The following is a 25,054-nucleotide window of genomic DNA, read 5'->3' as shown; positions in this document are numbered from 1 at the left end:
GCATGACACAAGGCGACAAAAGACCAAGGAAAAAATCATGACCAAAGCGCCCAATATCTCTTTCGAATTCTTCCCGCCGAAGAATATTCAGGCCTGTTTCAGCCTGTTCGAAACCGTCGAGGCGTTTCAGGGCATGGACCCGACCTTCGTTTCCGTGACCTATGGCGCGGGCGGCACGACGCGCGAGTTGACCCATGACGCGGTCTCTTTGCTGCACAAAGAATACGGCTGGAACGTCGCCGCGCATTTGACCTGCGTGAACGCCACGAAGGAAGAAACGCTCGCGATTGCAAAGAGTTACAAAGATGCTGGCGTGAATGAAATCGTCGCCCTGCGGGGCGATCCGCCGAAAGGCGCGGGCAAATTCACCCCCGCCGAGGGCGGTTTTGCCAATTCGGTCGAGCTGATTACCGCGCTGAAAGAGACCGGCGATTTCAAAATCCGCGTCGGCGCCTACCCGGACCCGCATCCCGAAGCCGCTGACGAGAATGCGGATGTCTCCTGGCTGAAACAGAAATTCGAGGCGGGTGCCGATTCCGCCATCACGCAATTCTTCTTTGAGCCGGAAAACTTTTTCCGCTTCCGCGACCGTTGCGACCGCGCGGGCATCACCGGTCAGTTGATCCCCGGCATCCTGCCGATCACCAGCTGGAAAGGCATCCAGAGGTTTGCCGCCTCCTGCGGCACGCCGATCCCGATCAGCTATGAGGCGGCCTTTGAGCATTCAACGGACCACCACCAGCTCTCCATCGATCTGTGCACCAAGCTTTGCGAAAAGCTTCTGGCGGAAGGCATTGAGGATTTGCATTTCTATACACTGAACCGGCCGACCCTGACCAAGGCGGTCTGCGCCAATCTGGGTGTGATCTAAGACTTCAACGCAGGGTGCAGGATCTCTGACGGGTCCTGCCCCACCCCGCGCCGTGCGCGCAGCCAAAAGAACTTGCCCCAACCGCGATTGAGCCCGATCGACGGCCCATGCGGGTCCGCGAGATAGCGCATCCGCCACCCATTCGGCAGCTCCAGCCCCGCCTGCTCCGCCTTGTCGAGCATCCAGACCAGCGCCGCATTCGAGAGCCGCCGCTCCGGGTTATAGCCCGACAATTGCCCACCGACATCGCCATGGGTGCCGGGGAACCACATCTGCTGCAACACCTGTTTGCGCCCATTGAACACAGGCGGATCAGAGGGGCTGTCGAACAAGACCGGCGCATAGGCGCGGCGGCGTTCATGATAGGCCAACGCGTGATAGACCGCTTTGACACAGCGCGCGGGTTCTTGGGTATGAAACTCGTGAAACACCGAAGAATAGCGCCACACCAAAGGCATATGCAGCCCCAATGCCGCCACCGTGTCCCAGACGCCCAGAAATTCGATCTCCACTTTGTCGTGACAATGCGCCTTTTTGAACGCCTGCGCCGCGCGGGCGTGGGGCGCCATTTGATAGTGCCGGTAGGCGTCACGGATGTTGCGCTCGGTCGCCTCTTCGGCGCGCAAGAGCCCGATCATGTCGATGAAGCCCGACAGCGAGCGCACGGCATAGGCGCCGCGCGAATAGCCGAAGAGGTAAATCTTGTCGCCGGGCCGATAGCGTGACGCGAGCGCGCCATAAACGCGCCGGATTTGCCGATTGATGCCGCGGCCTTCGATCACATCGCGCGTATCGCGCCAATCGAGCCACTGGATGCCAGCTTCATAGCGCACCAGCATATTCGCCCCCTGCGCCGCCTCGGAGCAGAGCTTATAGGCCAGCCCCGCGTTGGTCTCCAAACCGGGCTGCAAGGACGACAAGGTGCCATCCATCAGGATCACATGGCTCAGCGGCCCGCGCGCATGATGCCCACCGGAGGTGCGGATGCGTTTGCGGAATTTGAACAGAGGGCCGAGACGGCCGATGAGGCTTTTTCTCTCTTCCATTCTGGAGAGTTAGCATAGAATCGCAAAAAATCCCCTCCCCGGTTTTCCGGCCCGATTTTCGGGCCCGAAGTCCAAGGAGGGGTTTCGCATGAGGAACGACTCTCAGGCGTATCTCAGAGGGGCGCACGCACCTGATGGATCACAAGTGCCAATCACAGGTGACGGTGCACGGTTTCCACGGTGATCTGACCGAAGCCGTTGAACTTCGTCGCGGTCGCCAAGGAGTAGGCGCCGAGGCCGTAGAAGATCACGTGATCTTCCTCTTCCATCGTCACAGGGAACGCCAGCTCGGACGGCAGTTTGTCGAGGCTGTCGCAGGTCGGGCCAAACACCGTGCGGTTCACGGTCTCGCCCTCGCGTTTGACGCCTTGCGGGCCGAACACGCCGATGCGGTCGATGACACCGACGAGGTGCAGCTCGGACAGACCACCGTAGACGCCATCGTTCAGGAACACATGGGCGTCGTCACGGATCGCCTTGACGCGTGTCACGAGGCTATAGCTTTCGGCCACAAGACCACGACCCGGCTCACAGACGAGCGCCGGCATGTCGTCGCCAAAGGCCTCTCGCGCCACACGACCGATGAGCTCGAAGGTCGGCTCAAGCTGCGGCACAACTTCGTTCAAACGGTGTGACGGGAAGCCGCCACCCACGTTCAGACGCGCGATTTTGACGTCGGCCATGCGTGCGATCTCGGCGGCGGCACGGATGTATTTGTCCCAGGCGTGCGGATCGGTGCACTGGGTGCCCGGGTGAAAGGTCAAGGACGGCGTGAAGCCGAGCTGCGACGCGAGCGTCAAAAGTTCGACAGCAGACTCAACGGTCGCGCCGAATTTGGCGCCGAAGTTATAAGCAGCCCCCTCGACCGGCAATTTGAAACGCACGGAAATCTCGACACCGTCGGCGGGCACCAATTCGCCAAGCTTCACAAGCTCGGAGTGGCTGTCCACGGAGTAGGATTTCACGCCCATTTTGACGGCGTGCAGAATCTCGGTGCGCGAGCGAACCGGGTTGTTGTAATGCATGGCAGCACCCGGCGCGATGCGGGCAATCGTGTCCATCTCGACAGGCGAGGCCACGTCGAACCCTTTGACACCTGCAGCGACGAGGTTGGCGAGCACACCTTCATCTGGGTTGGATTTGACCGCATAGGTCACAAGCCCCGGAAACCCCTTGAGAAAACGACGCGCGGTCGCTTGCAGGATCGAGGGAGAGAAGAACAGCACGGGATGCTCGGGAGCATGCGTGCGCAGGAATTCGCTGGGCGTTGCCCAGATGGTCTTTGAGAGCCCCATTGGTGTCGTCCTTTACCAACAGAGCGCAGCCACATCTTGCCCGGGAATAGTCCGGTTGGGATTGCGCTTACGCGGTTATCCGAACCAGGCCAGGTGCGGGTCGCCCGGGTCCTCCCGGGGGTCTCGACCGCCCTTTGATCCTGTAAATCAATGACCGCTATATGCGTGTTGATTTTGCCGTTCGAAAGGGTAAAATCATGCGAAATGCCGATCATTTTGACGAAATTATCGGTCAAATTGACATGGCATAGATTTTACGGCCTTTCCGGCCCATGCCGTGAACTTTGAGGGACGATTGTGGACGATCTCGACAACAAGATTCTGATGGCGCTGGCCGCCGATTCCTCGACCTCCGTGTCGCGTCTTGCGCGCCGGTTCAAAGTCGCGCGCTCGACCGTGCAGGCGCGTCTGGAGCGGTTGGAGACCACCGGCATCATCGCAGGCTATACGATCAAACTGGGCGATGTGGCACTGGCACGGCGGATCAAGGCCACCGTGCTCATCCAGGTCGAACCCCGCACCTCGGCCTCTGTGGTGACAAAACTGAAGGCGCTGCCGGAGGTGGAGATGGTCGCGACCTCGACCGGGCGTGTCGATCTGATCGCGCAGATTGCCTGCGAGACGACGGAAGAGATCGACCAGACTCTCGATCAAATCAACGGCATCACCGGCGTGCAGGACATCGAAAGCCTCATCCACCTCTCGGTGAAATTCGACCGATCCATTTGATCCCGTTCTTTGAGCACCTTCGCGCGCCTCAGTGGCGCGAGCTCGTGGGCGTGCCTTGCATCGGATGCACGCGCGCGGCCCGCATCTGTTGCGGACGCAGGCGCCCGGCGACCTCTTCGATGCCGCGCATGGCAAACACCAGCCCGCGTGCCGGATCGTTGAGCTGATTGACCGTCCCCGCCACATAGACCCCCTCATCGGGGGCATAGAAGCAGACGGAGCCCCGTCCGATGTGGCCGATCAGACGCGGCGGCGCGCGGAACAGGTCCAAAAGACAATACCGCAGCCGATAGGGCACCGTCATCCACCAGGGCACCTGCATGTGCATCAACCCCGCGCCGTAGTCCGCCGGAAACACGATGGGCCGCCAGCTATAAAGCCGCGGCAGGACCCGTTTGTCGAAAAGATACCCCTCGAAAAAACCGCGCGCGAAGACCATGGACTCGCGCGAGGTCGTCACGATGCCGCCATCGGCCTGAAACGACGCCAGAGTGCGCGGCACATTGATTTCGCGGCTCCGCGACATCGGATCGACCGGGTGGCGATCCGATGGGTCGCAGTAAACATAGGTCGCGCGCAGCCCGAGCCGCTCCGCAATCCGGGTGTCCACGGCGCGGGCAAAACTTATGCCCTCGATCTCTTCGATCACACGACCGAGGATATGAAAATTCGTGTCGGTGTAGCGCGCGCGCCTGTCAACGCCCGGCGCGAAAATGGCACCGTGGGAGCGGGTGCGTTGCAAAACATCCTCGAAGGTCCAGGAACTGTCGACACCCTCCGCAACCTGATGCTTGAGCGTGCGCGCCTGATATTTCAGAAGAAAATGGTCACCGAAGCCGGAGGTGTGCGACATCAGGTGTCGCAAAGTGATCTGATCGGTGCGATCCACGCCCTCTTTGACATGCAGGTCCTGAAACGGGGCCCGGTCCCCGATGTAGTGCAGGAACGGCGCATCGAGGTCGATTTTCTTTTCTTCAAGGAGCTGCAACAGGATCGCGGTCACATAAAGTTTGGTCACGCCTGTCGCGAAATAGGGCGTGCGTTTGTCCAAAGCGCCGCCGCCGACATGGGTTTCCCGCCCGGTCTCGCGATCATAGAGCGAAAGCGCCACGCCATTGTGCCAGGCACTGCGGCTCATCCGGTCGGCCAGTCTCTCTAAACGCGATGGCGTCCCGCTCATGGGGCTCTCCTCTCTTCTTCCGAGGAGTTGTTTGCACGACAGCCGTTAACATCAGGTCAAATTTCAAGCCTTCGCGAGACCTTTCCGCCAAAGCGCGCGCGGTCTTTCGCCCTTTTCCTTCACTGTCGCACAGGCTAAACATCGCGAGACGAAAAGAACCGAACGAAATCCGACTGAGCGAGACATAAGATGGCGATGGAAAAGACATTCGACGCACATGAGGCGGAAGCCCGCATCTATGCGGAATGGGAAAAGGCAGGCGCCTTCAAGGCCGGGGCCAACAAGAGCCGCGACGAAACCTTTACCATCATGATCCCGCCGCCAAATGTGACGGGCGCGCTGCACGTCGGCCATGCGTTCAACAACACCATTCAGGACATCCTCGTGCGCTGGCACCGGATGCGCGGCTTTGACACTTTGTGGCAGCCGGGTCAGGACCATGCGGGCATCGCGACACAGTTGATGGTCGAAAAAGAGCTTGCCAAAACCGGCCAGCCGTCGCGCGCCGAATTGGGCCGCGAGGCTTTCATCGAGAAGGTCTGGGAGTGGAAGGGCAAATACGGTGCCACGATCATCAACCAGCTCAAACGCCTCGGCTCTAGCTGTGACTGGTCGCGCAATGCCTTCACTATGGCCGGCGCGCCGGGGGACCCGCGCATCGGCCATGAAAACAGCCCGAATTTCCATGATGCGGTGATCAAGGTTTTTGTCGACATGTACGACAAGGGTTTGATTTATCGCGGCAAACGGCTTGTGAACTGGGACCCGCATTTCGAAACCGCGATTTCCGATCTCGAGGTTGAGAACATCGAAGTCGCCGGTCACATGTGGCACTTCAAATACCCGCTCGCGGGCGGCGAAACCTACACCTATGTCGAGAAGGACGAGGACGGCAGTGTCGTGTTCTCCGAGGAGCGCGACTACATCTCCATCGCCACGACGCGGCCCGAGACCATGCTGGGCGATGGTGCGGTGGCCGTGCACCCGGATGACGCACGTTACGCGCCCATCGTCGGCAAGCTCTGTGAAATCCCGGTCGGGCCGAAAGAGCACCGTCGTCTGATCCCGATCATCACCGACGACTACCCGGATATGAATTTTGGCTCGGGGGCTGTGAAGATCACCGGCGCGCATGATTTCAACGACTATCAGGTGGCGAAACGCGGCGGCTTGCCGATGTATCGCCTGATGGACACCAAAGGCGCGATGCGCGCGGATGGGTTGTCCTATGAGGACAGCGCTGTTTTGGCGGCTGAAATCCTCGCGGGCAAACCGTTTACCGAGGCCGAAGTCGACACGATCAACCTCGTTCCGGATCATCTGCGCGGTCTTGACCGTTTCGAGGCGCGTAAGGCCGTGGTCGAAGAGATCAGCGACGAAGGTCTCGCCGTGATGACGACCATCACGAAAAAGGTCAAAGACGAAGACGGCACTGAGTCCGAGGTCACCGAGACCGTCCCCTACGTCGAAGACAAACCGATCATGCAGCCCTTTGGCGACCGCTCCAAGGTCGTGATCGAACCGATGCTGACCGACCAATGGTATGTGGACGCCGAAAAAGTCGTGGGTCCCGCTCTGGACGCTGTCCGCTCTGGCAAGACCAAAATCATGCCGGAAAGCGGTGAGAAGACCTATTACCATTGGTTGGAGAACATCGAACCCTGGTGCATTTCGCGTCAGCTCTGGTGGGGGCATCAAATCCCGGTCTGGTACGGGCTCGATCTCTCCGCGCCGAACTTCAAGGATGACGAAGGCGACGGCGCGCTGGATGAGGTCGAACTCATGCGCCTTCTGACAGAGGGCGGCATGTTGCACGCCGGTTCCGTCCACCACTGCGCCTCCGATTTCGACGCCGTGCACGCGAAATTCTTCGCCGATATGGACAGTCTGCCGACGCCGCTGAACCATTGCCGCGTCATCGAGGTCGCGGATCGTCAGGAAGGCATCGAAGCCTTCGCCGAGGGTCTCGCGCAGTATAACGTCACCCAGGACCCGACCAAACTGGTCTACCCGGTCTGGCGCGATGCGGACGTGCTCGACACCTGGTTCTCCTCCGGCCTCTGGCCCATCGGCACGCTCGGCTGGCCGAACTGGGACGAGAGCACGTCGAAATACTTCCCGACCGATGTCTTGGTCACCGGCTTTGACATCCTGTTCTTCTGGGTCGCCCGGATGATGATGATGCAGCTTGCCGTGGTGAACGAAGTGCCGTTCCACACCATCTACCTGCACCAGCTCGTCCGCGACGAGAAGGGCAAGAAGATGTCGAAAACCACCGGCAACGTCATCGACCCGCTGGAGATCATCGACGAATACGGCGCCGATGCGCTGCGCTTTACCAATGCCTCCATGGCCTCCATCGGCGGTGTGCTCAAACTCTCCGTGGACCGCATCAAAGGCTATCGGAACTTCACCACAAAGATCTGGAACGCCGCGCGTTTTGCCGAGATGAACGAGGTCTTCGAGGCCTATGAGCCGGGCCTCACACCGACGCCCAGCGCGACGGTGAACAAATGGATCATCGGTGAAACCGCCAAGGTGCTCTCTGAGGTCAACACCGCCTTCGAAGAATACCGGTTCAACGACGCTGCAAACGCGCTCTATGCCTTCGTCTGGGGCAAGCTCTGCGACTGGTATGTCGAACTGTCGAAACCGCTGTTCTACGACGGCGATGAGGCGACCAAAGCCGAAACCCGTCAAACCATGGGCTGGGTCCTCGACCAGGCTTTGATCATGTTGCACCCGATCATGCCCTTCATCACCGAAGAGCTCTGGGGCACGGTCAAACCGGGTCGCGGGATGCTGGCGCTGACCGATTGGCCGGAGCTGTCCTCCGATCTGATCGATGCGGAGGCCGATGCGGAGATGAACTGGGTGATCGATCTGATCGAATCCATCCGGTCCTCGCGCGCCGAGGTGCATGTGCCTGCGGGTCTCAAAATCCCGATGGTGCAGGTCGAACTGAACGAGGCGGGCAAAACCGCCTGGGCCAACAACGAAGCGATGATCATGAAACTCGCGCGCCTCGACAGCCTCTACGAAGGCCCAATGCCGAAAGGCGCGATCACGATTTCTGTCGCGGGCGGCACCTTCGCCCTGCCCCTCGAAGGCGTGATCGACATCGCTGAGGAAAAGGCGCGGCTGGAAAAAGCTCTGGGCAAATTGGCCAAGGAACTGGGCGGGTTGCGCGGTCGGTTGAACAACCCGAAATTCGTCGAAAGCGCACCCGAAGAGGTCGTCGCCGAAGCACAGGAAAACCTCAGCGCCCGCGAAGAAGAAGAGGGCAAACTCAAGGCCGCACTCGCGCGCCTCTCCGAGATTGCCTGATCTTCATTGCAGTTGAAAATACTCATGAAAGGCTCGCCACACCGGCGGGCCTTTTGAGTATTTAAAGCGTTTTTCGTTTAATCTGAATCAGATTGAGCGAAAAACGTTGCGACACTGAATTGATCTTGCTGCGTTTTTCAAAAATTGAGTGCCTCAAGTTTTTTGAAAAACGCTTTAGAGCAACAAAGGAAACACAGGCTCAGTCATAATGAGCCGCGCGGCCCTGCATTTGTGCCATGACGCTTTCCATCTGGTCTTTCGTGCCGATCAGCGCCCGCTGTTCGCGGCTTTCCTCCATGAGGATATGCGCGCGATCCTGCGAGGTCTCTGCCACGCCGATCAACCGCTTGGCGGCGCGCATCGCCGACGGGCTTTTGCTTGCAATGGTGGTGGCCATCTCCAAGGCGCGCGTGTGCGCATCTTCGGCCACTTCGGTGACGAGCCCCAGCTCGACCGCCCGGTCAGCAGGAACAATGTCATTGGTATATGTCAGAGCCCGCAGCACATCTGATCTCAGCACGCGCGGGAAGAGCATCATGCCTCCCATGTCGGGGATCAGTCCCCATTTCATCTCCATGATCGACAGTTGGGCTTCTGAGCTTGCGATGCGGATGTCGGCGGCGATAGCCAGCTGCATGCCAGCGCCGAAACAGGGGCCGTGGATCGCCGCGATCACCGGGATCGGCAGGTCGTAAAGCGCCAGAGAAAAGGCTTGGAACGCGTTGCAATCCCCGTGGGTGCGCTCCATCACGAGTTGGTCCAAATCCTCGGACAGAAAGCGTTGGAAGTTCGAGGTATCAAGGCCTGCGCAAAAGGCCTTACCCGCGCCCGAGAGCAAAACGACACGGGCATTTGAGGCGGCAATCTCCGCCACGCGTGCCAGAAGATCGGCGATCATCTCTTCCGTCACCGCATTCATCTTGTCGGGACGGTTGAGGGTCAGATGGGCGATGTGGTCTTTGATCTCGAGCGTGACGGTCATGGCGGGTCCTCCTGCGCCCACATTATCAACACGCGCAAATCCGTCATGTCTGACGTTGCGGCGCTTGCGCGCCCCCGCGCTTTGGGGCAGGAAAGCCGGCATGACAGACACGCGCCAAACCCCGCTCGCTCAATCCCTGCCTGCCACCGTGCCTTTCGTCGCGCCCGAGCGGATGGAAGAGCTGCGTGGTGCCGCCTTTGACGTCCGTCTGGGCGCAAATGAGCTGTCCTTTGGACCCTCTCCGAAGGCCTTGGAGGCGATGGCCGACAGTCTGAGCGGGGTCTGGAAATATGGCGAACCGGAAAATCGCAATTTGCGACTGGCTTTGGCTGCGCACCATAGCCTAGACGCAGATGAGATCACCGTGGGCGAAGGCATCGACGGCCTTCTGGGCAATCTGGTCCGGCTCTATGTCGGTCCGGGCGATGCGGTGGTCACCTCGGCGGGGTCTTATCCGACGTTCAACTACCATGTCGCGGGCTTTGGCGGGGTGCTGCATACTGTGCCCTATAAGGGCTATTATGAGGATCCCGAGGCGTTGATCGCCAAGGCCAAAGAGGTCGGCGCCAAACTGGTTTACTTGTCCAATCCGAACAATCCGATGGGATCGGTGCATTCGGCAGAAACCGTGCAGGCCATGATTGACGCTGTGCCGGAAGGCTGTCTGCTGATTTTGGACGAGGCCTATACCGAATTCGCCCCGCAGAACACGCGCCCCGCGCTCGACACTTCGAATGCCCGCGTCATCCGCTTCCGCACCTTTTCAAAGGCTTATGGTATGGCGGGCGCCCGTGTCGGCTATGGTATCGCGCATCGCGATGTGGCCATGAGCTTTGACAAAATTCGCAACCATTTTGGCGTCAACCGCGTGGCACAGACGGGGGCTTTGGCGGCGTTTGCGGATCAGGAGTATCTGTCCGAGACCATCGAAAAGGTTACACAAGGCCGCGAAAGACTTGCACAAATCGCACATTCTGTGGGTTTGACCCCGCTTCCGTCGGCCACGAATTTCGTCACGATGGATTGTGGGCGCGATGGCGACCATGCGCGGGCGCTTGTAAAGGCGCTGGACAGCCACGGTGTCTTTGTCCGCATGCCCGGTGTAGCTCCGCTGGATCGCTGCATCCGCGTCTCTGTCGGGCTGCCGGCAGAGATCGAGATTTTCGCGGAGCGCCTGCCTCTGGCGCTTGCGGATCTGGGGTAACGGCCGACGCTTTGCACCACGCCCCCTCAGCTCGCATTAAGATTAATCTGATTAAGGTTAACGCATGGGAGAGAGGTCGAAGCCCTGCGCCTCACATGCTGGAAGGGCAGGTCACACGAGAAGAAAAAGGGGCCCGAAGGCCACCTCATTACACTCGGCTGGCCAAGAGCTTGGCCGCTGCGACAGAGCCGCCTTCGCCATGCGGAATATCCAGCGCCGTAAACCCTGTTTCCATCGCCCCAATGATGCCCAGCACCATATGCGCGTTGATGTGGCCCATGTGACCGATGCGGAAATAGCCGTCAGCCTCGGGCGACCCGATGCCACCAAAGCCCAGGGAAATCCCCAAGGTGATGCCCAGATGCTCGGTCAACCATGTGCGCAGCCGCGTGCCGTCCCCGGCGCCGAGGCTGAGCGTCGACACCGCATGCGAGCGATAGGCGGGATCGGCAATGTTGAGACGCAAAGCGCCGCCCTGGCCCCATGCATCAAAGGCGGCCCAATAGGCCCGCGCCAGCGTTTCGTGCCGGGCCCAGACGTTTTCCAGACCTTCGTCCAGGATCATCGAAACCGCCTGACGCAGGCCATAGAGATGATGCGTCGGCGGCGTGCCATCGAAATATTCGTATAGATGCACCGGCTTGGCACGCGTTTCCCAGTCCCAGTAGGGCGTGCGCAGATCATTGCCCATCCCCTCCTGACGGGCCTTTTCCGAGAACCAGACAAAGCCCATGCCCGGAGGCGTCATCAGCCCCTTTTGCGAGGCGGCAATCATCACATCGACACCCCAGGCGTCCATTTCGAACCGGTCACAGCCGAGGGACGCAATGGAATCGACCCCGAAAACCGCAGGGTGCCCGGCGGCGTCGATGGCCTTGCGGATCGACGCGATGTCGTTGCGCACAGAGGTGGCTGTGTCGACATGGGTGGCGAGCACCACTTTGATCTCATGTGCGGTGTCAGCCTTCAAAGCCGCTTCGAGGCGGGCCGGATCAACCGGGGCCTGTTTGCCGAAGTCGAGAATTTCCACATTGGCGCCCAGACGCGCCGCAACATCGGCCCAGCCGTGGCCAAAATTGCCGGTCACACAGACCAGAACCTTGTCCCCGCGCGAGATCATGTTGGTGAGAGAGGCTTCCCAAAGGCCATGACCATTGGTGATATAAAGCGCCACATCGCCAGAGGTCCCGGCAATGGTCTTGAGATCGGGGATCAGACCGTGGGTCAGCTCGACCAATTCGCCGGTGTAGATGTTCGGCGCGGGGCGATGCATCGCCTGCAACACGGGATCGGGGATCACGGAGGGACCCGGAATGGCAAGATAATGACGACCGTTGGCAAGCGACATGAGAACCCTCGAAAATCTGTGAAGCTCTTTCGACTAACGCCGCATCGCGTCTACGTCAATTGCATCTGATGGCACATCGGCCTTGCACAGATGTCACCTGACCTGCCTCGCTTGCTCCGATGCGCAAAGACGGCTAAAGAGACGCGATCTTTCTTGGGAATGGACCAGATGTTCAAGACGCTGAAAAAAGGGTTCAAGAGGCTTGAACGCGCTGAGGTCGGCCAGTTCGGCAATGACGTCTCGACCCCGCGCACCCGGCGCCTGGCGATGTGGCATTTCCACCTGTTCGATCATGCGTTCCTGCGCGGGCTTTGGACCAATCTCTATGAGATCGCGCCAGGCGTCTGGCGGTCGAACCAACCCTCTCCGAAACGGATCGCACTTTATGCCGAGATGGGGATCAAGACGATCCTGTCGCTCAGAGGCACACGGGATGTGTCCTTTAACCTGTTGGAACGACAAGCCTGCGAAAAGCATGGCATTACGCTTGTGACCACGAACAAGGCGGCCGCACGCGGGGCGCTCAGCGGGGCGGAATATGTCGAGTTGATCGACCTCATGGCTTCGCTCGAAAAACCCTTTCTGATCCATTGCAAATCGGGGGCGGATCGCGCCGGGCTGGCATCCGCACTCTATCTTTTGCATTACGAAGGCGCGTCGATCCAGGATGCCAAGAAAATGCTGTCCTGGCGGTTCATGCATCTCAAAAGCACGAAAACCGGCATTCTCGATTACATCCTGCGCCTCTATGAAAAAGACGTGGAGACAAACGGCCCGATCCCGATCCGCGAGTGGTTCCTGACCCGCTACGACCAGGAAAAAGCCCGCACGTTCAAAACGTTGCGGTCCTTCCCATGACAGAGAAAACGCCTCTCCCCGCGCGCGAATCGTCCAGCGACACGCCCACCAAAAGGCGCGGGTTGCAGCACATCCCGGAAACGGAGTCGCGGGTTCTGATCCGCTGGCTCTGGCGCGATTATCTCAAGGCGCATCTGGGTTTTATCCTTCTCGCGCTGATCCTGATGGCGATCGAAGGCGCGATGCTGGGCGCGCTGTCCTATCTGATCAAACCGATGTTCGACAAGGTGCTGGTCGCGGGTCAATCCGACGCGCTCACCTGGGTCGCGCTTGCGGTCTTTGGTGTGTTTTCCTTCCGCGCGCTCGCCTCTTTCGGGCAACGGGTTCTGATGTCACGGATCGGCCAGCAAATCTCGGCCAAGATTCAGGGCGATCTCGTCGGCCATATGCTGACCCTCGACGGGCGGTTCTTTCAGGACAACCCACCGGGCACCTTGATCGAACGCACCCGCGGCGACAGCACCGCCGCCGCCACGATCTGGAGCACGGTCCTGTCCGTCGCCGCCCGCGATTTGATTTCGCTGATCTCGCTTCTGGCTGTGGCCATCGCGGCCGATTGGCGCTGGACGTTGATTGCCGTTGCGGGCGCGCCCTTGTTGGCGGTGCCGATCACTGTGCTGCAAAACCTCGTGCGACGCACAACACGGCGCGCGCGCGAGGCCTCTGCCCGTGTCTCCACCCGTCTGGACGAGATTTTCCATGGCGCCACCACGATCAAACTTTCAGGCACCGAGCGCCGCGAAGCCAGCCGGTTCGAAGATGAAATGTCCCATCTCGTCGGCGCCCAGATCAAATCCGACGCCGGTCAGGCGGGCATTCCCGCACTGATGGATCTGGTCGCGGGAATGGGCTTTTTCGGGGTGCTGCTTTACGGCGGGCAACAGATCATCGACGGCACCAAGACGGTCGGCGAATTCATGTCGTTTTTCACCGCCATGGCCTTGGTCTTTGAACCCTTGCGGCGTCTCGGCAACGTGTCGGGCGCCTGGCAGGCCGCACGGGCCTCGCTCGAACGGCTTTATGCCATCTTTGCCGAGCGCCCGGGCATCACCAGCCCCGCCAAACCTATCGCCCTGCCCGTCAAACCAACGGCCGCGGACATTCGGTTTGAGAATGTCGAATTCGCCTATGCCGACTCGCCGGTGCTGCGCGGCACGACGTTTACGGCGCAGGCGGGCAAGACCACCGCGCTTGTCGGTGCGTCCGGCGCCGGCAAATCAACACTGTTTCACCTGATGACCCGCCTCGCGGACCCGGTCAAAGGTCAGATCAGCATTGGCGGCGTCCCGACCACGAAACTGGACCTGACAGACTTGCGCGGGCTCTATTCTGTGGTGTCGCAGGATGCGCTTTTGTTCGACGAAAGCCTGCGGGATAATGTGCTCATGGGCAGCGAGGCCAACGCGGCCAAGCTCACTGCCGCGCTCAAAGCCGCCCATGTCGAGGACTTCGCCAGCCGTCTGGATCAGGGCCTCGATACCCCTGTCGGCCCGCGCGGATCGGGTCTGTCGGGCGGCCAGCGTCAGCGTGTCGCCATCGCCCGCGCCGTGTTGCGCGACCGGCCGGTGTTGCTTTTGGACGAGGCCACTTCGGCGCTGGATGCGCAATCCGAGAAGATCGTGCAGAACGCGCTCGAAGAGCTGTCGAAAGGCCGCACCACTTTGGTGATCGCGCATCGTCTCTCGACCATTCGTAACGCGGACAAGATCGTTGTGATGGACAAGGGCCGCGTGGTGGACGAGGGTACGCACGACGAATTGCTCGCGCGTGGCGGGCTTTATGCCGATCTCTATCGTCTGCAATACGCCGACGGGCGCACTGTTATGGACGGTAGCCCCGTGCGAGGCGCTCTGGGGCGGCCCCGCACCGATAGCGCAGAAGACGCCAAAGGTTCCGGGCTCCTTGCCGCCACCAGCCGGATGTTTGGTAACGTGATGGGTCTGTTTGGACGCACAAAGGACTGAGTTCGATCCTGCCTTTGAGGCGGCGGGCGATGTCGACGTCTTCCATCAGGGGCAGCTCGGCAAAACCGCCGATCTCGTCGTAGAGCTCACGCGAGATCAACAGCGCCTGATCGCCATAGGGCAGATCGAACAGTTTCGTGCGCAGGTTGGCCCAGCCTGCGGTGACTTTCGGTCCCATGCCTTGGGCGTCGCGAAACGACAGCCGGTAGACCAGCGCGCGATCATAGGATTTCGCGAGATGCTGCACGGTCGCCTCGGCCCAGCCCTCCGGCATCCAAGTGTCGGCATGGAGAAACAGCAACCAATCGCCTTGGGCCGCCTCGGCTCCACGCTTGAGCTGTGCGCCACGTCCGGGCGCACCGTTCACCAGTTCGGCGCCAACGAAATCCGCCATTTTCTCCACCCCATCGGTGGAGCCGCCATCCGTCAGGATCAACTCACGCACCAGCCCGGCATCCAGCCCCTCCATCAGGGACAGCATCGTCTCCCGCAGCTTTGGCGTCGCGTTCAGCGTCGGGATAATGACAGAAATCGGTGCGCGCATAGGCCCCTCAACAGGTTTGCAGCTTCTCTTGGCTTCTCCCCTTCCTATATGAAGGGCAACAAAAGGGGAAAGGGTTCACATGACTGACCACGCGCGCAAAGTGATCGAAGTCTCGGGCGAGGACCGGTTGCACTTCCTGCAAGGGCTGATCACCAATGATGTCAAAGGCCTCGTGACCGGCGCCGTCTATGCCGCGCTTTTGACGCCGCAGGGCAAATTCCTCGTCGATTTCTTCCTCGTCCCTGAAGGCGATGTGGTGTTGATGGACATCCCGGCCTCTGAGGAAGAGAGCCTGATGAAGCGGCTCACCATGTATAAATTGCGCTCGAAAGTCACACTGACACCCACTGATCGTGGGGTGTCTCGGGGCCTGGGCGAGGCGCCCGAAGGCGCTTTCCAAGACCCCCGCACGTTTGAGATGGGCTGGCGCGCCTATGATGGACGTCCCTCGGAGGACGTCGATTGGGATGCGATCCGCGTGGCCCATTGTGTGCCGGAATTCGGTGTCGAGCTCACACCGGACACCTTCATCTTGGAAGCAGGTTTCGCGCATCTGAACGGCGTCAATTTCAAGAAAGGCTGTTATGTCGGCCAGGAAGTCACCGCCCGGATGCATCATAAGACCGAGCTGCGCAAAGGGTTGAAAACCGTTGAAATCGACGGCGCGGCACCTGTCGGCACCGAGATTATGACCGAGGACGGCAAAACCGCAGGTGCGCTTTTTACCCAATCCGGCGGGCGCGCCATTGCCTATCTTCGCTTTGATCGCGCCAAGGGTCCCCTCAAGGCCGGTGACGCGCTCATCACGCTTTAACAAAATCGCAAACTCTTTTCTGTTCAATCCGCACAGGTGACGCCATGATGGGCCCGCCTACGGGAGGCAATTTGTACGCCGTAACGGCAGTCCGATTGAAAGGAAAAGGCGACCATGAGCGATGTCGCGGGCAAACCCTGTATTATTTGTGTGGCGATCACCGGCTCATTGCCGACCAAGGCCGACAATCCGGCCGTGCCGATCACCATCGACGAACAGATCGAGAGCACCCATGAAGCCTATGAGGCGGGGGCTTCAATTGCCCATTGTCATGTCCGTGACGACGAAGGCAAACCGATCTCTGATCCGGAACGCTTTCGACGCCTGATGGAAGGGATCCAAACCCATTGCCCCGGCATGATCGTTCAGCTTTCGACCGGTGGGCGTTCGGGCGCGGGCAAGACGCGGGGGTGCATGTTGTCCCTGCGTCCGCCGATGGCCTCGCTGTCCGTGGGCTCGAACAATTTTCCGACCCGCGTCTATGAGAATCCGCCGGATCTCGTCGATTGGCTGGCCTCCGAGATGAAACTCTACGGCGTCAAACCGGAGATCGAGGCCTTCGATCTGTCGCATATCTACAAAGCCCACGACATGATGGAACACGCTCAAATCGGCGCGCGGCCCTATGTGCAATTCGTCATGGGGGTGAAAAACGCCATGCCTGCGGTGAAACGCGTGTTCGACATTTATGTCGACACGGTGCATGAGCTGTTCGGCGCGGATATTCCGTGGTGCGCGGCGGGCATCGGGCGGCATCAGCTCGAAGTCAACGAATGGGCCGCAGCCGCCGGTGGTCATCTGCGCACCGGGCTTGAGGACAACATCCGCCTCGACAAAACCACCTTGGCGCCCTCGAATGCCGCCTTGGTGGAACTCGCGGTTCTGGCCGCCCAGCGCCACAACCGCCCCATCGCGACACCTGCACAGGCGCGCAAAATTCTTGGCCTGCGGGCGGGATAAATCTCGCCTTCTGGAAACGAAAAAAAGCCGCCCGAAAAGAGCGGCTTTTTACTTTTAGCGAATGGGCCGAGCGTTACGCGCGCTCCGAATATTCCATGGTCTCGGTGTTCACCACGATGTCCTCATCGGTGCCCACGAAAGGCGGCACCATGACGCGCACGCCGTTGTCGAGCGTCGCGGGTTTGAAGGAGTTCGCAGCGGTCTGACCTTTGACGACCGGCTCGGTCTCGACGATCTTGCAGACGACTTTCTGCGGCAAGGTCGCGTTCAGCGCCTCTTCTTCGTAGAATTCCACGACGATGGTCATACCGTCCTGAAGGAACGGACGGCGCTCGCCCAGAATGTCGGCCGGGATCGTGACCTGTTCGTAGGTCTCGGTGTCCATGATGTTCAAAAGACCGTCGCTCTCATAGAGGAACTGCATGTCTTTTTGCTCAAGACGCACGCGCTCGACCTTGTCCGCAGAGCGGAAGCGCTCGTTGAGCTTGCGCCCGTCGCGGAGGTTTTTCAGTTCGACCTGAGCAAAGGCGCCGCCCTTGCCGGGCTTCACGTGGTCGACTTTCACAGCGGCCCAAAGGCCCCCGTCATGTTCCAGCACATTGCCGGGGCGGATTTCGTTACCGTTGATTTTGGGCATGTCACTAAACCGTGGCGTTTGGTTGAAGATATCTCAGCGCATCCTATATCTGGCCAGTCGCTGGCTGACAAGGCTCACGGCATGTGCGCCTTTCGGGCGCTCAAGAGTATGGAGTACCGCTTTGTCTCGGCGGGTCAGGGTAGGATGTTCGCGCAAACGGATATGCACACAGCGCAACCTAGGTATGCATTTGCGTTGTATCCGAATCGTTACAAACCTGCCATAAGGGCCCGCACGCCAGAAAGACAAGAGCAATAATACAAGGATAACTCATGGCTGAGTTCGTGGATGGCACCGCTTTCAATTACGAGCAAGGACAACGCTCCCGCAAACTTTTTGCGGCCGTCGTCTTGGCTGCGCTCGATGATGCGATCGCCGATGATAAAAAATATGGCAATGGCCCGGAACAGATCGCCCGTTGGGCGCGGTCTCGTGATGGCCGCGAAGTTCTGTCCTGTGCCGGCATCGACCCGTGTGAACGCGTCGTCTCCGGTCTGATGGAATTCGTCTCCAAAGGCATTCGGACCTCCGTCGCGCTGTCGCGCGAGGAAAGCGAACGTCGTCACGCCCAAGAGGCTGCAGAGGCCGCGTAAAATACGCAATTGCCGATGTTTTGAACAAGACGCGCCAAGCTGCTGGCGCGTCTTTTCTTTTGCGCGCATGCTGTCCTTCAAAGGAGAGTCCCATGAGCAAGAAAATCGATATCGCCGCGATCACTCCCAAAATCGGCACCCTCTACCCGACGCCGCATCACATTGGCACCCGCGACCGCATCAAACGCGCGCTTGGAGATCAGGCCGGGCTTACACAATTCGGCGTCAACCTGACCACTCTTCCGCCCGGCTGTGCCTCGGCCTTGCCCCATTGGCACGAACAGGAAGACGAGTTTGTCTATATCGTCGCGGGCCACCCAACACTGGTCTATGGCGAAACCGAAGAACGCCTGTCGCCAGGCGATTGCGCGGGCTTCAAAGCGGGCGAGGAGGTCGGCCATTGCCTGCGCAACGACACGGACAGCGATGTGGTCGTGTTGGAAGTCGGCTCCCGCAAAGAGGGCGAACGCGCCTTCTACCCCGGCTTCGATCTCATGGCCGACACGGCGCAGGACAATTTCTATTTCCACCTCGACGGCACCCCCTACCCCGACATCCGCCGCCGTGGCCCCGGCGAGGATTAACCCCTTCCCTCTTCATGGCAGCTCAAATACTCATGCGCTCAAAAGGGAGAGGCAGATGGCCAAGGCGATCATGATCCAGGGCACCGGCTCCAACGTGGGTAAATCCATGTTGGTGGCGGGGCTGTGCCGGGCCTTCACGCGCCGCGGGTTCAAAGTCGCGCCCTTCAAGCCGCAAAACATGTCGAATAACGCCGCCGTGACGACCGATGGCGGTGAGATCGGCCGCGCCCAAGCGCTTCAGGCGCGGGCCTGTGGCCTGTCGCCACATTCCGACATGAACCCGGTGCTGTTGAAACCCGAAAGCGAGAGCGGTGCGCAGGTCGTGGTGCAGGGCAAACGCATGGGCACCCTCAAGGCGCGCGATTACGGTCAGGAAAAGCCCAATCTCATGCCCAAGGCGCTGGAAAGCTTCCACCGCCTCGCCGCCGCCGCCGATCTCGTGGTGATCGAAGGCGCGGGCAGCCCGGCGGAGACCAATCTGCGTCGGGGCGACATCGCCAATATGGGCTTTGCCGAAGCCGCCGATGTGCCCGTCATCTTGGTTGGCGACATCGACCGGGGCGGCGTGATCGCACAGCTCGTTGGCTCTCACACCGTGCTCTCACCAGAGGATCGCGCCCGCATCCGGGGCTTTGCGGTCAATAAATTTCGCGGCGATCCGAAGCTGTTCGAAGAAGGCTCGAAAGACATCGCCCAGCGCACCGGCTGGGCCGATCTTGGCACTCTGCCGTGGTTTCCCGAGGCCCATCGCCTGCCCGCCGAAGATGTGATGGAGATCAGCTCCCGCGGCAACGGCCGGATCAAAATCGCCGTGCCGAAACTCTCGCGCATTGCGAATTTCGACGACCTCGACCCGCTCGCCGCTGAACCCGATGTCACTGTGCAGATCGTGGATCCGGGCCAGCCCCTGCCCGGCGACGCCGATCTTTTGCTGCTCCCCGGTACGAAATCGACGCTGGGCGATCTGGCATTTTTCCGGACGCAGGGCTGGGACATCGACCTGCACGCCCATGTCCGACGCGGTGGCCATGTTTTGGGAATTTGTGGCGGCTATCAGATGCTTGGCCAATGGATCGACGACCCGGACGGCATCGAAGGGCCGAAAGGGCGCCATCCGGGGCTTGGGCTTTTGAATGTCGAGACCACGATGGGCGGCGACAAAAGGCTGGCGGAGGTCATGGCCTCCGATCACGCCAGCGGCCATGAGGTGCACGCCTATGAAATCCACATCGGGCGCACAAGAGGTCCCGATATGGCCCGCGCTTGGCTGACAGTCGACGGGCGCCCGGAAGGTGCTGCATCAGAGGACAGGCGAGTGATGGGATGCTATTTGCACGGGCTGTTCACAGCGGATGCGTTTCGCGCCGCCTATCTGGCGCGGTTTGGCGCAGTAGAGACCGGGATGAATTTCGACGCCACGGTGGAGCAGACGCTGGATGCGCTGGCCGATCACATCGAGGCCCATCTGGACCTCGACCGGATTCACGCCCTGGCCGAAGAGATCAAAGCGAGCTAACGCGGTCCGCCGAAAGCAGTCTGTCAGGTTAAAGGCGTGACGCTTTGATCACTCAAACTCGCGCAGCGTCAAGGCACGCTGCACCTCACGCCGCACCAGACGGCGGACGTTGCGGGTGATGCGCTGGCCCAGCTCGCCCTGCAATTCTTCACGAATCACCTGAGCGATCAAATCACGCAGCGCTTCCTCGTCGAGGATGTCCTCATCGGCGTAGCCCGCCAAAGCGAGCTCTTCTTCAAGGCTCGGATCGGGATCGGGCGCGACACCTTGCGCGGGCGTTTCATCCTCTGCGATCTCAGCGTCTTCGATATCCGTTGCAGCCTCGACTGAAGTGTCCTCAACCGCCTCATGCGCAGGCTGAAAAGCGGCTTCCTCGATCACCTCGGCATCGGCGATCTCATTCATCTCGTCATTAGCCCGGTCTTCAGCCTGTGTCATCGCAGCTCCGTCAGCATCATAGGCGTCATCAGTCTCGTCCTCGGACGGCGTCTCATCCGCACGGGGTTCGAACGGCACGGTCTCCACCGGGCCGAAACGCAACACGCGCGCGCCCGGTTCCGTAAAGGCGCGCGGCATTTCACGCGGGATTTCTGCCTCAAGGTCCTCTGAGCCGTCGGGCTCCCATTCAACTCTTTGCGCACCGACCGCGGCTTCCAGCTCGGCAATGCGCTGTTCAAGCGACAGGCGCGCGACATGGGCCGCTGCGACCTCATCGGGCGTGTCGTCCAGCTCGGCGCTCCAATCCTCTGTCGCAGGCGCAGGGTCTGCCGGGTGCCGGGCGGCGGATTGCACCTCTTCGGCAACCAGGCTTTCCACGCCCGGTCCCGGTGTCGGCTCGCCCTCCCCCTGAGGAACATGCACGGCCTGGTCCATCGACAGCACGAGCGGCTCTGCGGGCTCTTCGGAGCCAGTATTTGCGTCCGTGGCGGTCGGTTTTTCCACCCGAAAATCAGGCGTCAAAATCAGCGCAGCCGGCCCGGGGGCTGTGTCTTTCACGTCGGAGGATGTGGTGAGCTTCTGTTCCATGCTCGGCATCGATTGCACAGGGCTTGCCGGAGCAGTCCCCTGCCCCGCGCCTTGCACGGCACTATGCTCAGCACCATGACTGTGGGTCTCTGCCACCAAACGGCGGATCGAGGCCAAGACATCGTCCGCATCAAGATTTGTCATCGGATCAGACATCCCGACTCCCCTTACACTACCTCTGAAGGTAGCCAGCTTCCGCTTTACATACAATAGAAGCCGCTCTCAAACGCAAACCCCCGCACGTCGCAAAACCGACATGCGGGGGTGTTTTCAGCCAGCTGAAGACTGCGGCTGTTATTTTTTCATCAAACCTTCGAGCACACGATCCAGCTTTTCCCCCTGCGGGCTGACATAGCGGGTCGGCGCGTTTTTGACGGCGTTGTAATAGGCCGCCGGGTCGTAGACCGGAACGTTGAGTTTCAATTGCTCGACGGTCAGCATGCCCAGAGACTGCAACACCGCGTAGGATTGCGTTTCGCGCGCGATGCGGGCCTGGATGGCAGAGACCTGTGCATCGAGCAGGTCCTGTTCGGCATCCAGCACATCGAGCGTGGTCGCAGCGCCCAGATCGGCCTCTTCGCGCACGCCGTCATAGGCGACACGCTGGGCCTGAACATAGGAGTTCGACGCGCTTTCAGAGGCCGCGAACACAGACAACATAGCCCAGTTGGTGCGCACGCCCTGTTCCACTTCGCGGGTGGTTTGCAGCAATTCGGCCCGCGCCGCATCGCGATTGGCAATCGCGCCCCGCACGCCGGAGGCCACAGCCCCACCGGAATAGATCGTGCCTGAGACGCCGAGACCGATCGAGGTGGTGTCATTGTCGAAATTGTCGGAATAGCTCTGGGTCACGGTGCCGGACACGGTCGGGAACATATTGCGCTCGGCGATATCGACGGCGATGTCCTGAGCGGCGGCCTGGTGTTGCAAGGCAATAATGCCCGGATGTCTTTGACGCGCGGTGGAGACAGCGGCCTCCAGCGACGGCACCGGCAATTTGATATTGGGCGGGGTCGACAGCTTCGTCGGGTAATGCCCCACGGCGACCTTGTAGGTCTCGCGCGCGGCGGAAAGAGTGCCCTGCGCAGAGGCCAGATCGGCGCGCACGGAGGCCAGCTGCGCCTCGAATTGCGCCACTTCTGTGCGGGTGATTTCACCGACATCGAACCGGTCTTGCGCAGCGCGAAGGTTCTGTTGGTTCAAACGCACAGCGTTCTGGCGCAGATTGACCAGGGCTTGGGCTTCGCGCACGCTCATATAGGCGTCGACGGCAGAGGCCAAAACGGCCTGTTCAACATTGACCAAAGAGGCCCGCGTCGCCAGCACGACCTCTTTTTGCAAATCAACCGAAAGCTTGTTGCGGCCGAAGGTGTAGATGTCCATCGAGGCAATGAAGGAAAGCGTGTCACTCCAGTCCGACCAGACATCGCGTGTTTCGAAACCGCGTTTTTTGCCGACCTGATAGTTATACGTCAAAGACGGACGCAGATCGGACAGCGCAGAGGCCACCCCCTCGTCCGCCGCGCGCAGGGTGGCGCGGTTCTGGTCCAGAAGTCCCGAATTCTTATAAGCCGACGCCAGAGCATCCCCAAGCGTTTCCGCCCAAGATGCCATCGGCACCGCGCCCATGCCAAGCGCTGCCACACCGGCATACAGCGCATTCCTGATTGTTTTGCTCTTGCTCATTGGCCTCATGCCCCTTCGTTATCTCGAACGCCGGGGCCGTCCCGGCCGATCCTACGTTCGCATCTTATAGCGCGAATTGCGCACGTTTTACAAAACCCGGCAGTACCGGCGCAGTGGCATTAAACGCCATGCGCCATGTAATGTCGCCATCTATCTTGTACCCTATACGCACGATGCCAAGGGCTCCGTCTAGGAAAATAGCACAGATGCGACCTTTTTCCTTCACCTGCGACAGAATTTCATCAGGCATTTCTTCAACCCCGCCTTGCAGGATCACAACATCGTAGGGACCGTGCTGCGCAGCACCTTGGGCAATCGGCCCGGTCTCAAGGATGACATTGTCCGATCCGTTGGCGGTCAGAGCGCTCGCGGCCTCTTTGGCCAGCGTCTCATCTTCCTCAACCGCAACCACCGCCTGCGCCATGCGCGCGATGACGGCAGAGGAGTAGCCCATGCCACAACCCAGATCGAGCACCAGCTCATCGTTTTCGATATTCAGCACATCGAGCATCTTCGCCAGAACCCGCGGATCAAGCACGACACGGCTGTTGCCGAGATCGACATGTTCACCGACATAGGCGCCTGCGCGTTTGTCATTCGGCACGAAATTTTCGCGCGGCACGGTCAGCATGGCTTCGATGATCGGGAACTTGGTCACATCGGAGGGGCGAACCTGCGTGTCGACCATAGTGGTGCGGAGCTGGGTGAAATCTGGCATAGGCTGAACTCTTTCGTTCATGGGCATCTCTTGGGTCGTTTTGCCATAAGCCCCCGGCAGGGGCAACATATCAATGCACTTGCGGAAACTGGCAAAAGGCGGCTTGCACAGGTTTCAAGCATGGTATAGACAGCGGCTCACCATTCAGGCGAGTTGGCGGAGTGGTGACGCAGCGGATTGCAAATCCGTGTACACCGGTTCGATTCCGGTACTCGCCTCCATTTACTTTCAAGCACTTGCGTCATCATAGCGTCCTTGAGAGTGCGACCGTTTACAGGTCGGTTTACAGTTTTGTTCCATTTTTTGCCTTCTGGGCAGCTTCCAGCGCCCGCTTCACACGGTCAGTTTCGTCTTCGGAAATCACCGCTTAATGCTCAATGACTTGGCTGGCGTAGCGGATGCTCCAGCCCATGTATGACGCGATATCGTTCAGCCCCAGCCCCGCCTCCAGCAGCCGCGTTGCCGTCGTCCCACGCGCGTCGTAGAGCCGAAGATCGAAACCCTTGGTCTCGGGCGCCAGTTCTGGGATACGGTTGCGCGATCGGCTCACCGCTTTTGAAGCGCTCCCCGCATCAAGCTTTTGCCCCTTGTCCCCCACGAGGATCAGCATGCGGTCACTTGGCGTCGCATCCAACAATGCTGCGAGCTTTTGGGATACTGGAATTGTCGCGATCTTGCTGCGCTTGTTCGTACGCACGCGCAACCTTCGACCATGTCGCGTCTCGTGAATGTGCCCACGGTTGAGCCCGCCAGATCGCCGGGGCGTAACCCCGTTTCACAGGCACAAATCAGTATGCGGCGAGCGTATTCGGGGGCAGCTTGGCAAAAGAGATCAACGTCGGCGGGTGTCCAGACAATCTCGGCCCGATCCGCCTCATAGACCTTTGGCAACTTGTGGCAGAAGTGGCGGCTGATCTTACCGTTGTCCTCAGCCCAGTTCAGGAACCTCGTGACAACCGTTCCGCAATAGTCGAACTGCTTGGGGGAATGCTGCCAGAGGACAGTCCGGTCTCGGCCTCCAGCGTTTTGATCGAGACGCCTGCGTAGCCGTATTTGCGAAACGCGTGCATCGCGGCCGTTAAGGCGTCTGCTTCATTGAATTCTTGTGTGCTCGCCATGGGTCTTCCAAGTGACTCCCATTCTAGGTCGCTCATTTTAAAATATTCATTTTA

At 60.1% G+C, this 25,054-nt stretch carries 22 protein-coding genes, 1 tRNA gene and 1 pseudogene; 12 read left to right on the top strand and 12 right to left on the bottom strand.

The genetic code is table 11. The annotated features are described in order from the left end of the window. Window positions 1-37: 37 nt before the first annotated feature. Window positions 38-871, top strand: a complete 834-nt coding sequence (gene metF, locus HCZ23_RS11825) for a methylenetetrahydrofolate reductase [NAD(P)H] (protein WP_167601942.1) — start codon at window positions 38-40, stop codon at window positions 869-871. Here the strand turns inward: metF and HCZ23_RS11820 are convergent. Both HCZ23_RS11820 and HCZ23_RS11815 read right to left on the bottom strand, forming a co-directional pair. Then, window positions 868-1,917: a DUF2235 domain-containing protein gene (locus HCZ23_RS11820; RefSeq protein WP_167601941.1), complete on the bottom strand. Its 1,050-nt coding sequence runs from the start codon at window positions 1,915-1,917 to the stop codon at window positions 868-870. The genes metF and HCZ23_RS11820 overlap by 4 nt on opposite strands. A 152-nt stretch (window positions 1,918-2,069) precedes the next feature. After that, window positions 2,070-3,212 (bottom strand): type III PLP-dependent enzyme, encoded by a 1,143-nt coding sequence (locus HCZ23_RS11815; protein ID WP_167601940.1) that lies wholly within the window; start codon window positions 3,210-3,212, stop codon window positions 2,070-2,072. 297 nt (window positions 3,213-3,509) lie between these two features. On the opposite strand from HCZ23_RS11815, the gene HCZ23_RS11810 reads away from it, so the two are divergent. After that, window positions 3,510-3,941: an Lrp/AsnC family transcriptional regulator gene (locus HCZ23_RS11810; RefSeq protein ID WP_167601939.1), complete on the top strand. Its 432-nt coding sequence runs from the start codon at window positions 3,510-3,512 to the stop codon at window positions 3,939-3,941. A 28-nt stretch (window positions 3,942-3,969) separates the two neighbouring features. On the opposite strand, the gene HCZ23_RS11805 is transcribed toward HCZ23_RS11810, so the two are convergent. Then, complete coding sequence (locus tag HCZ23_RS11805; protein ID WP_167601938.1) at window positions 3,970-5,121, bottom strand: serine hydrolase; 1,152 nt, start codon at window positions 5,119-5,121, stop codon at window positions 3,970-3,972. Between the two features lie 189 nt (window positions 5,122-5,310). On the opposite strand from HCZ23_RS11805, the gene HCZ23_RS11800 reads away from it, so the two are divergent. Continuing rightward, window positions 5,311-8,448, top strand: a complete 3,138-nt coding sequence (locus tag HCZ23_RS11800) for a valine--tRNA ligase (protein ID WP_167601937.1) — start codon at window positions 5,311-5,313, stop codon at window positions 8,446-8,448. Between the two features lie 199 nt (window positions 8,449-8,647). On the opposite strand, the gene HCZ23_RS11795 is transcribed toward HCZ23_RS11800, so the two are convergent. Continuing rightward, window positions 8,648-9,430, bottom strand: a complete 783-nt coding sequence (locus HCZ23_RS11795) for a crotonase/enoyl-CoA hydratase family protein (protein WP_167601936.1) — start codon at window positions 9,428-9,430, stop codon at window positions 8,648-8,650. 100 nt (window positions 9,431-9,530) lie between these two features. Between HCZ23_RS11795 and HCZ23_RS11790 the strand changes: the two genes are divergently transcribed. Next, window positions 9,531-10,634, top strand: coding sequence for a pyridoxal phosphate-dependent aminotransferase (locus HCZ23_RS11790; protein WP_167601935.1), 1,104 nt, complete (start codon window positions 9,531-9,533; stop codon window positions 10,632-10,634). Between the two features lie 148 nt (window positions 10,635-10,782). On the opposite strand, the gene HCZ23_RS11785 is transcribed toward HCZ23_RS11790, so the two are convergent. Continuing rightward, the gene (locus HCZ23_RS11785; protein ID WP_167601934.1) at window positions 10,783-11,982 is read right to left on the bottom strand and encodes an alanine--glyoxylate aminotransferase family protein; all 1,200 of its coding nucleotides are present in this window, start codon (window positions 11,980-11,982) and stop codon (window positions 10,783-10,785) included. A gap of 159 nt (window positions 11,983-12,141) precedes the next feature. Here HCZ23_RS11785 and HCZ23_RS11780 point away from each other — a divergent pair, with 159 nt between their 5' ends. After that, window positions 12,142-12,840, top strand: coding sequence for a tyrosine-protein phosphatase (locus HCZ23_RS11780; RefSeq protein WP_167601933.1), 699 nt, complete (start codon window positions 12,142-12,144; stop codon window positions 12,838-12,840). Then, window positions 12,837-14,420: pseudogene (locus HCZ23_RS11775) on the top strand (ABC transporter ATP-binding protein); the annotation flags it as partial. The gene HCZ23_RS11780 and the pseudogene HCZ23_RS11775, both read left to right, overlap by 4 nt. A gap of 241 nt (window positions 14,421-14,661) precedes the next feature. Here the strand turns inward: HCZ23_RS11775 and HCZ23_RS11770 are convergent. Next, window positions 14,662-15,348, bottom strand: a complete 687-nt coding sequence (locus HCZ23_RS11770; RefSeq protein WP_167601932.1) for a TIGR04283 family arsenosugar biosynthesis glycosyltransferase — start codon at window positions 15,346-15,348, stop codon at window positions 14,662-14,664. 79 nt (window positions 15,349-15,427) lie between these two features. Here HCZ23_RS11770 and HCZ23_RS11765 point away from each other — a divergent pair, with 79 nt between their 5' ends. Together HCZ23_RS11765 and HCZ23_RS11760 are read left to right on the top strand one after the other, a co-directional pair. Beyond that, window positions 15,428-16,162 carry a folate-binding protein YgfZ gene (locus HCZ23_RS11765; protein WP_167601931.1) on the top strand — a complete coding sequence of 245 codons (735 nt, stop codon included), beginning with the start codon at window positions 15,428-15,430 and terminating at the stop codon, window positions 16,160-16,162. Between the two features lie 114 nt (window positions 16,163-16,276). Next, on the top strand, window positions 16,277-17,122 hold the full coding sequence (locus HCZ23_RS11760) for a 3-keto-5-aminohexanoate cleavage protein (protein ID WP_167601930.1): 846 nt from the start codon (window positions 16,277-16,279) through the stop codon (window positions 17,120-17,122). A 73-nt stretch (window positions 17,123-17,195) separates the two neighbouring features. On the opposite strand, the gene efp is transcribed toward HCZ23_RS11760, so the two are convergent. Continuing rightward, complete coding sequence (efp, locus tag HCZ23_RS11755; RefSeq protein ID WP_167601929.1) at window positions 17,196-17,759, bottom strand: elongation factor P; 564 nt, start codon at window positions 17,757-17,759, stop codon at window positions 17,196-17,198. Between the two features lie 272 nt (window positions 17,760-18,031). Here efp and HCZ23_RS11750 point away from each other — a divergent pair, with 272 nt between their 5' ends. The 3 genes from HCZ23_RS11750 (at window position 18,032) to HCZ23_RS11740 (ending at window position 20,452) form a co-directional block, all read left to right on the top strand. Further along, the gene (locus tag HCZ23_RS11750; protein WP_167601928.1) at window positions 18,032-18,352 is read left to right on the top strand and encodes a DUF6280 family protein; all 321 of its coding nucleotides are present in this window, start codon (window positions 18,032-18,034) and stop codon (window positions 18,350-18,352) included. A gap of 92 nt (window positions 18,353-18,444) precedes the next feature. Continuing rightward, window positions 18,445-18,936: a cupin domain-containing protein gene (locus HCZ23_RS11745; RefSeq protein WP_217703187.1), complete on the top strand. Its 492-nt coding sequence runs from the start codon at window positions 18,445-18,447 to the stop codon at window positions 18,934-18,936. A 55-nt stretch (window positions 18,937-18,991) separates the two neighbouring features. Further along, window positions 18,992-20,452, top strand: a complete 1,461-nt coding sequence (locus tag HCZ23_RS11740; protein WP_167601927.1) for a cobyric acid synthase — start codon at window positions 18,992-18,994, stop codon at window positions 20,450-20,452. Window positions 20,453-20,500: 48 nt separating this feature from the next. Here the strand turns inward: HCZ23_RS11740 and HCZ23_RS11735 are convergent, their stop codons facing one another. The 3 genes from HCZ23_RS11735 to HCZ23_RS11725 all read right to left on the bottom strand — a co-directional run bounded on the left by HCZ23_RS11735 (window position 20,501) and on the right by HCZ23_RS11725 (window position 23,882). Continuing rightward, the gene (locus HCZ23_RS11735; protein ID WP_167601926.1) at window positions 20,501-21,634 is read right to left on the bottom strand and encodes a hypothetical protein; all 1,134 of its coding nucleotides are present in this window, start codon (window positions 21,632-21,634) and stop codon (window positions 20,501-20,503) included. Window positions 21,635-21,772: 138 nt separating this feature from the next. Continuing rightward, entirely contained in the window at window positions 21,773-23,164 is a 1,392-nt protein-coding gene (locus HCZ23_RS11730) for a TolC family outer membrane protein (protein ID WP_167601925.1), read from the bottom strand. Between the two features lie 64 nt (window positions 23,165-23,228). Beyond that, complete coding sequence (locus HCZ23_RS11725; protein ID WP_167601924.1) at window positions 23,229-23,882, bottom strand: protein-L-isoaspartate O-methyltransferase; 654 nt, start codon at window positions 23,880-23,882, stop codon at window positions 23,229-23,231. A gap of 147 nt (window positions 23,883-24,029) precedes the next feature. On the opposite strand from HCZ23_RS11725, the gene HCZ23_RS11720 reads away from it, so the two are divergent. Continuing rightward, window positions 24,030-24,103 (top strand) — tRNA-Cys (locus tag HCZ23_RS11720). 146 nt (window positions 24,104-24,249) lie between these two features. Here HCZ23_RS11720 and HCZ23_RS11715 read toward each other — a convergent pair. After that, on the bottom strand, window positions 24,250-24,579 hold the full coding sequence (locus HCZ23_RS11715) for a hypothetical protein (protein ID WP_167601923.1): 330 nt from the start codon (window positions 24,577-24,579) through the stop codon (window positions 24,250-24,252). A gap of 241 nt (window positions 24,580-24,820) precedes the next feature. Then, window positions 24,821-25,000 (bottom strand): hypothetical protein, encoded by a 180-nt coding sequence (locus HCZ23_RS11710; protein WP_217703186.1) that lies wholly within the window; start codon window positions 24,998-25,000, stop codon window positions 24,821-24,823. Window positions 25,001-25,054: the final 54 nt, after the last annotated feature.

The organism is Celeribacter sp. HF31, assembly GCF_011806455.1.
Lineage (GTDB): Bacteria > Pseudomonadota > Alphaproteobacteria > Rhodobacterales > Rhodobacteraceae > Celeribacter.
Note: the sequence above shows the minus strand (reverse complement) of the source record. Positions and strands in the feature narration are given on the sequence as shown.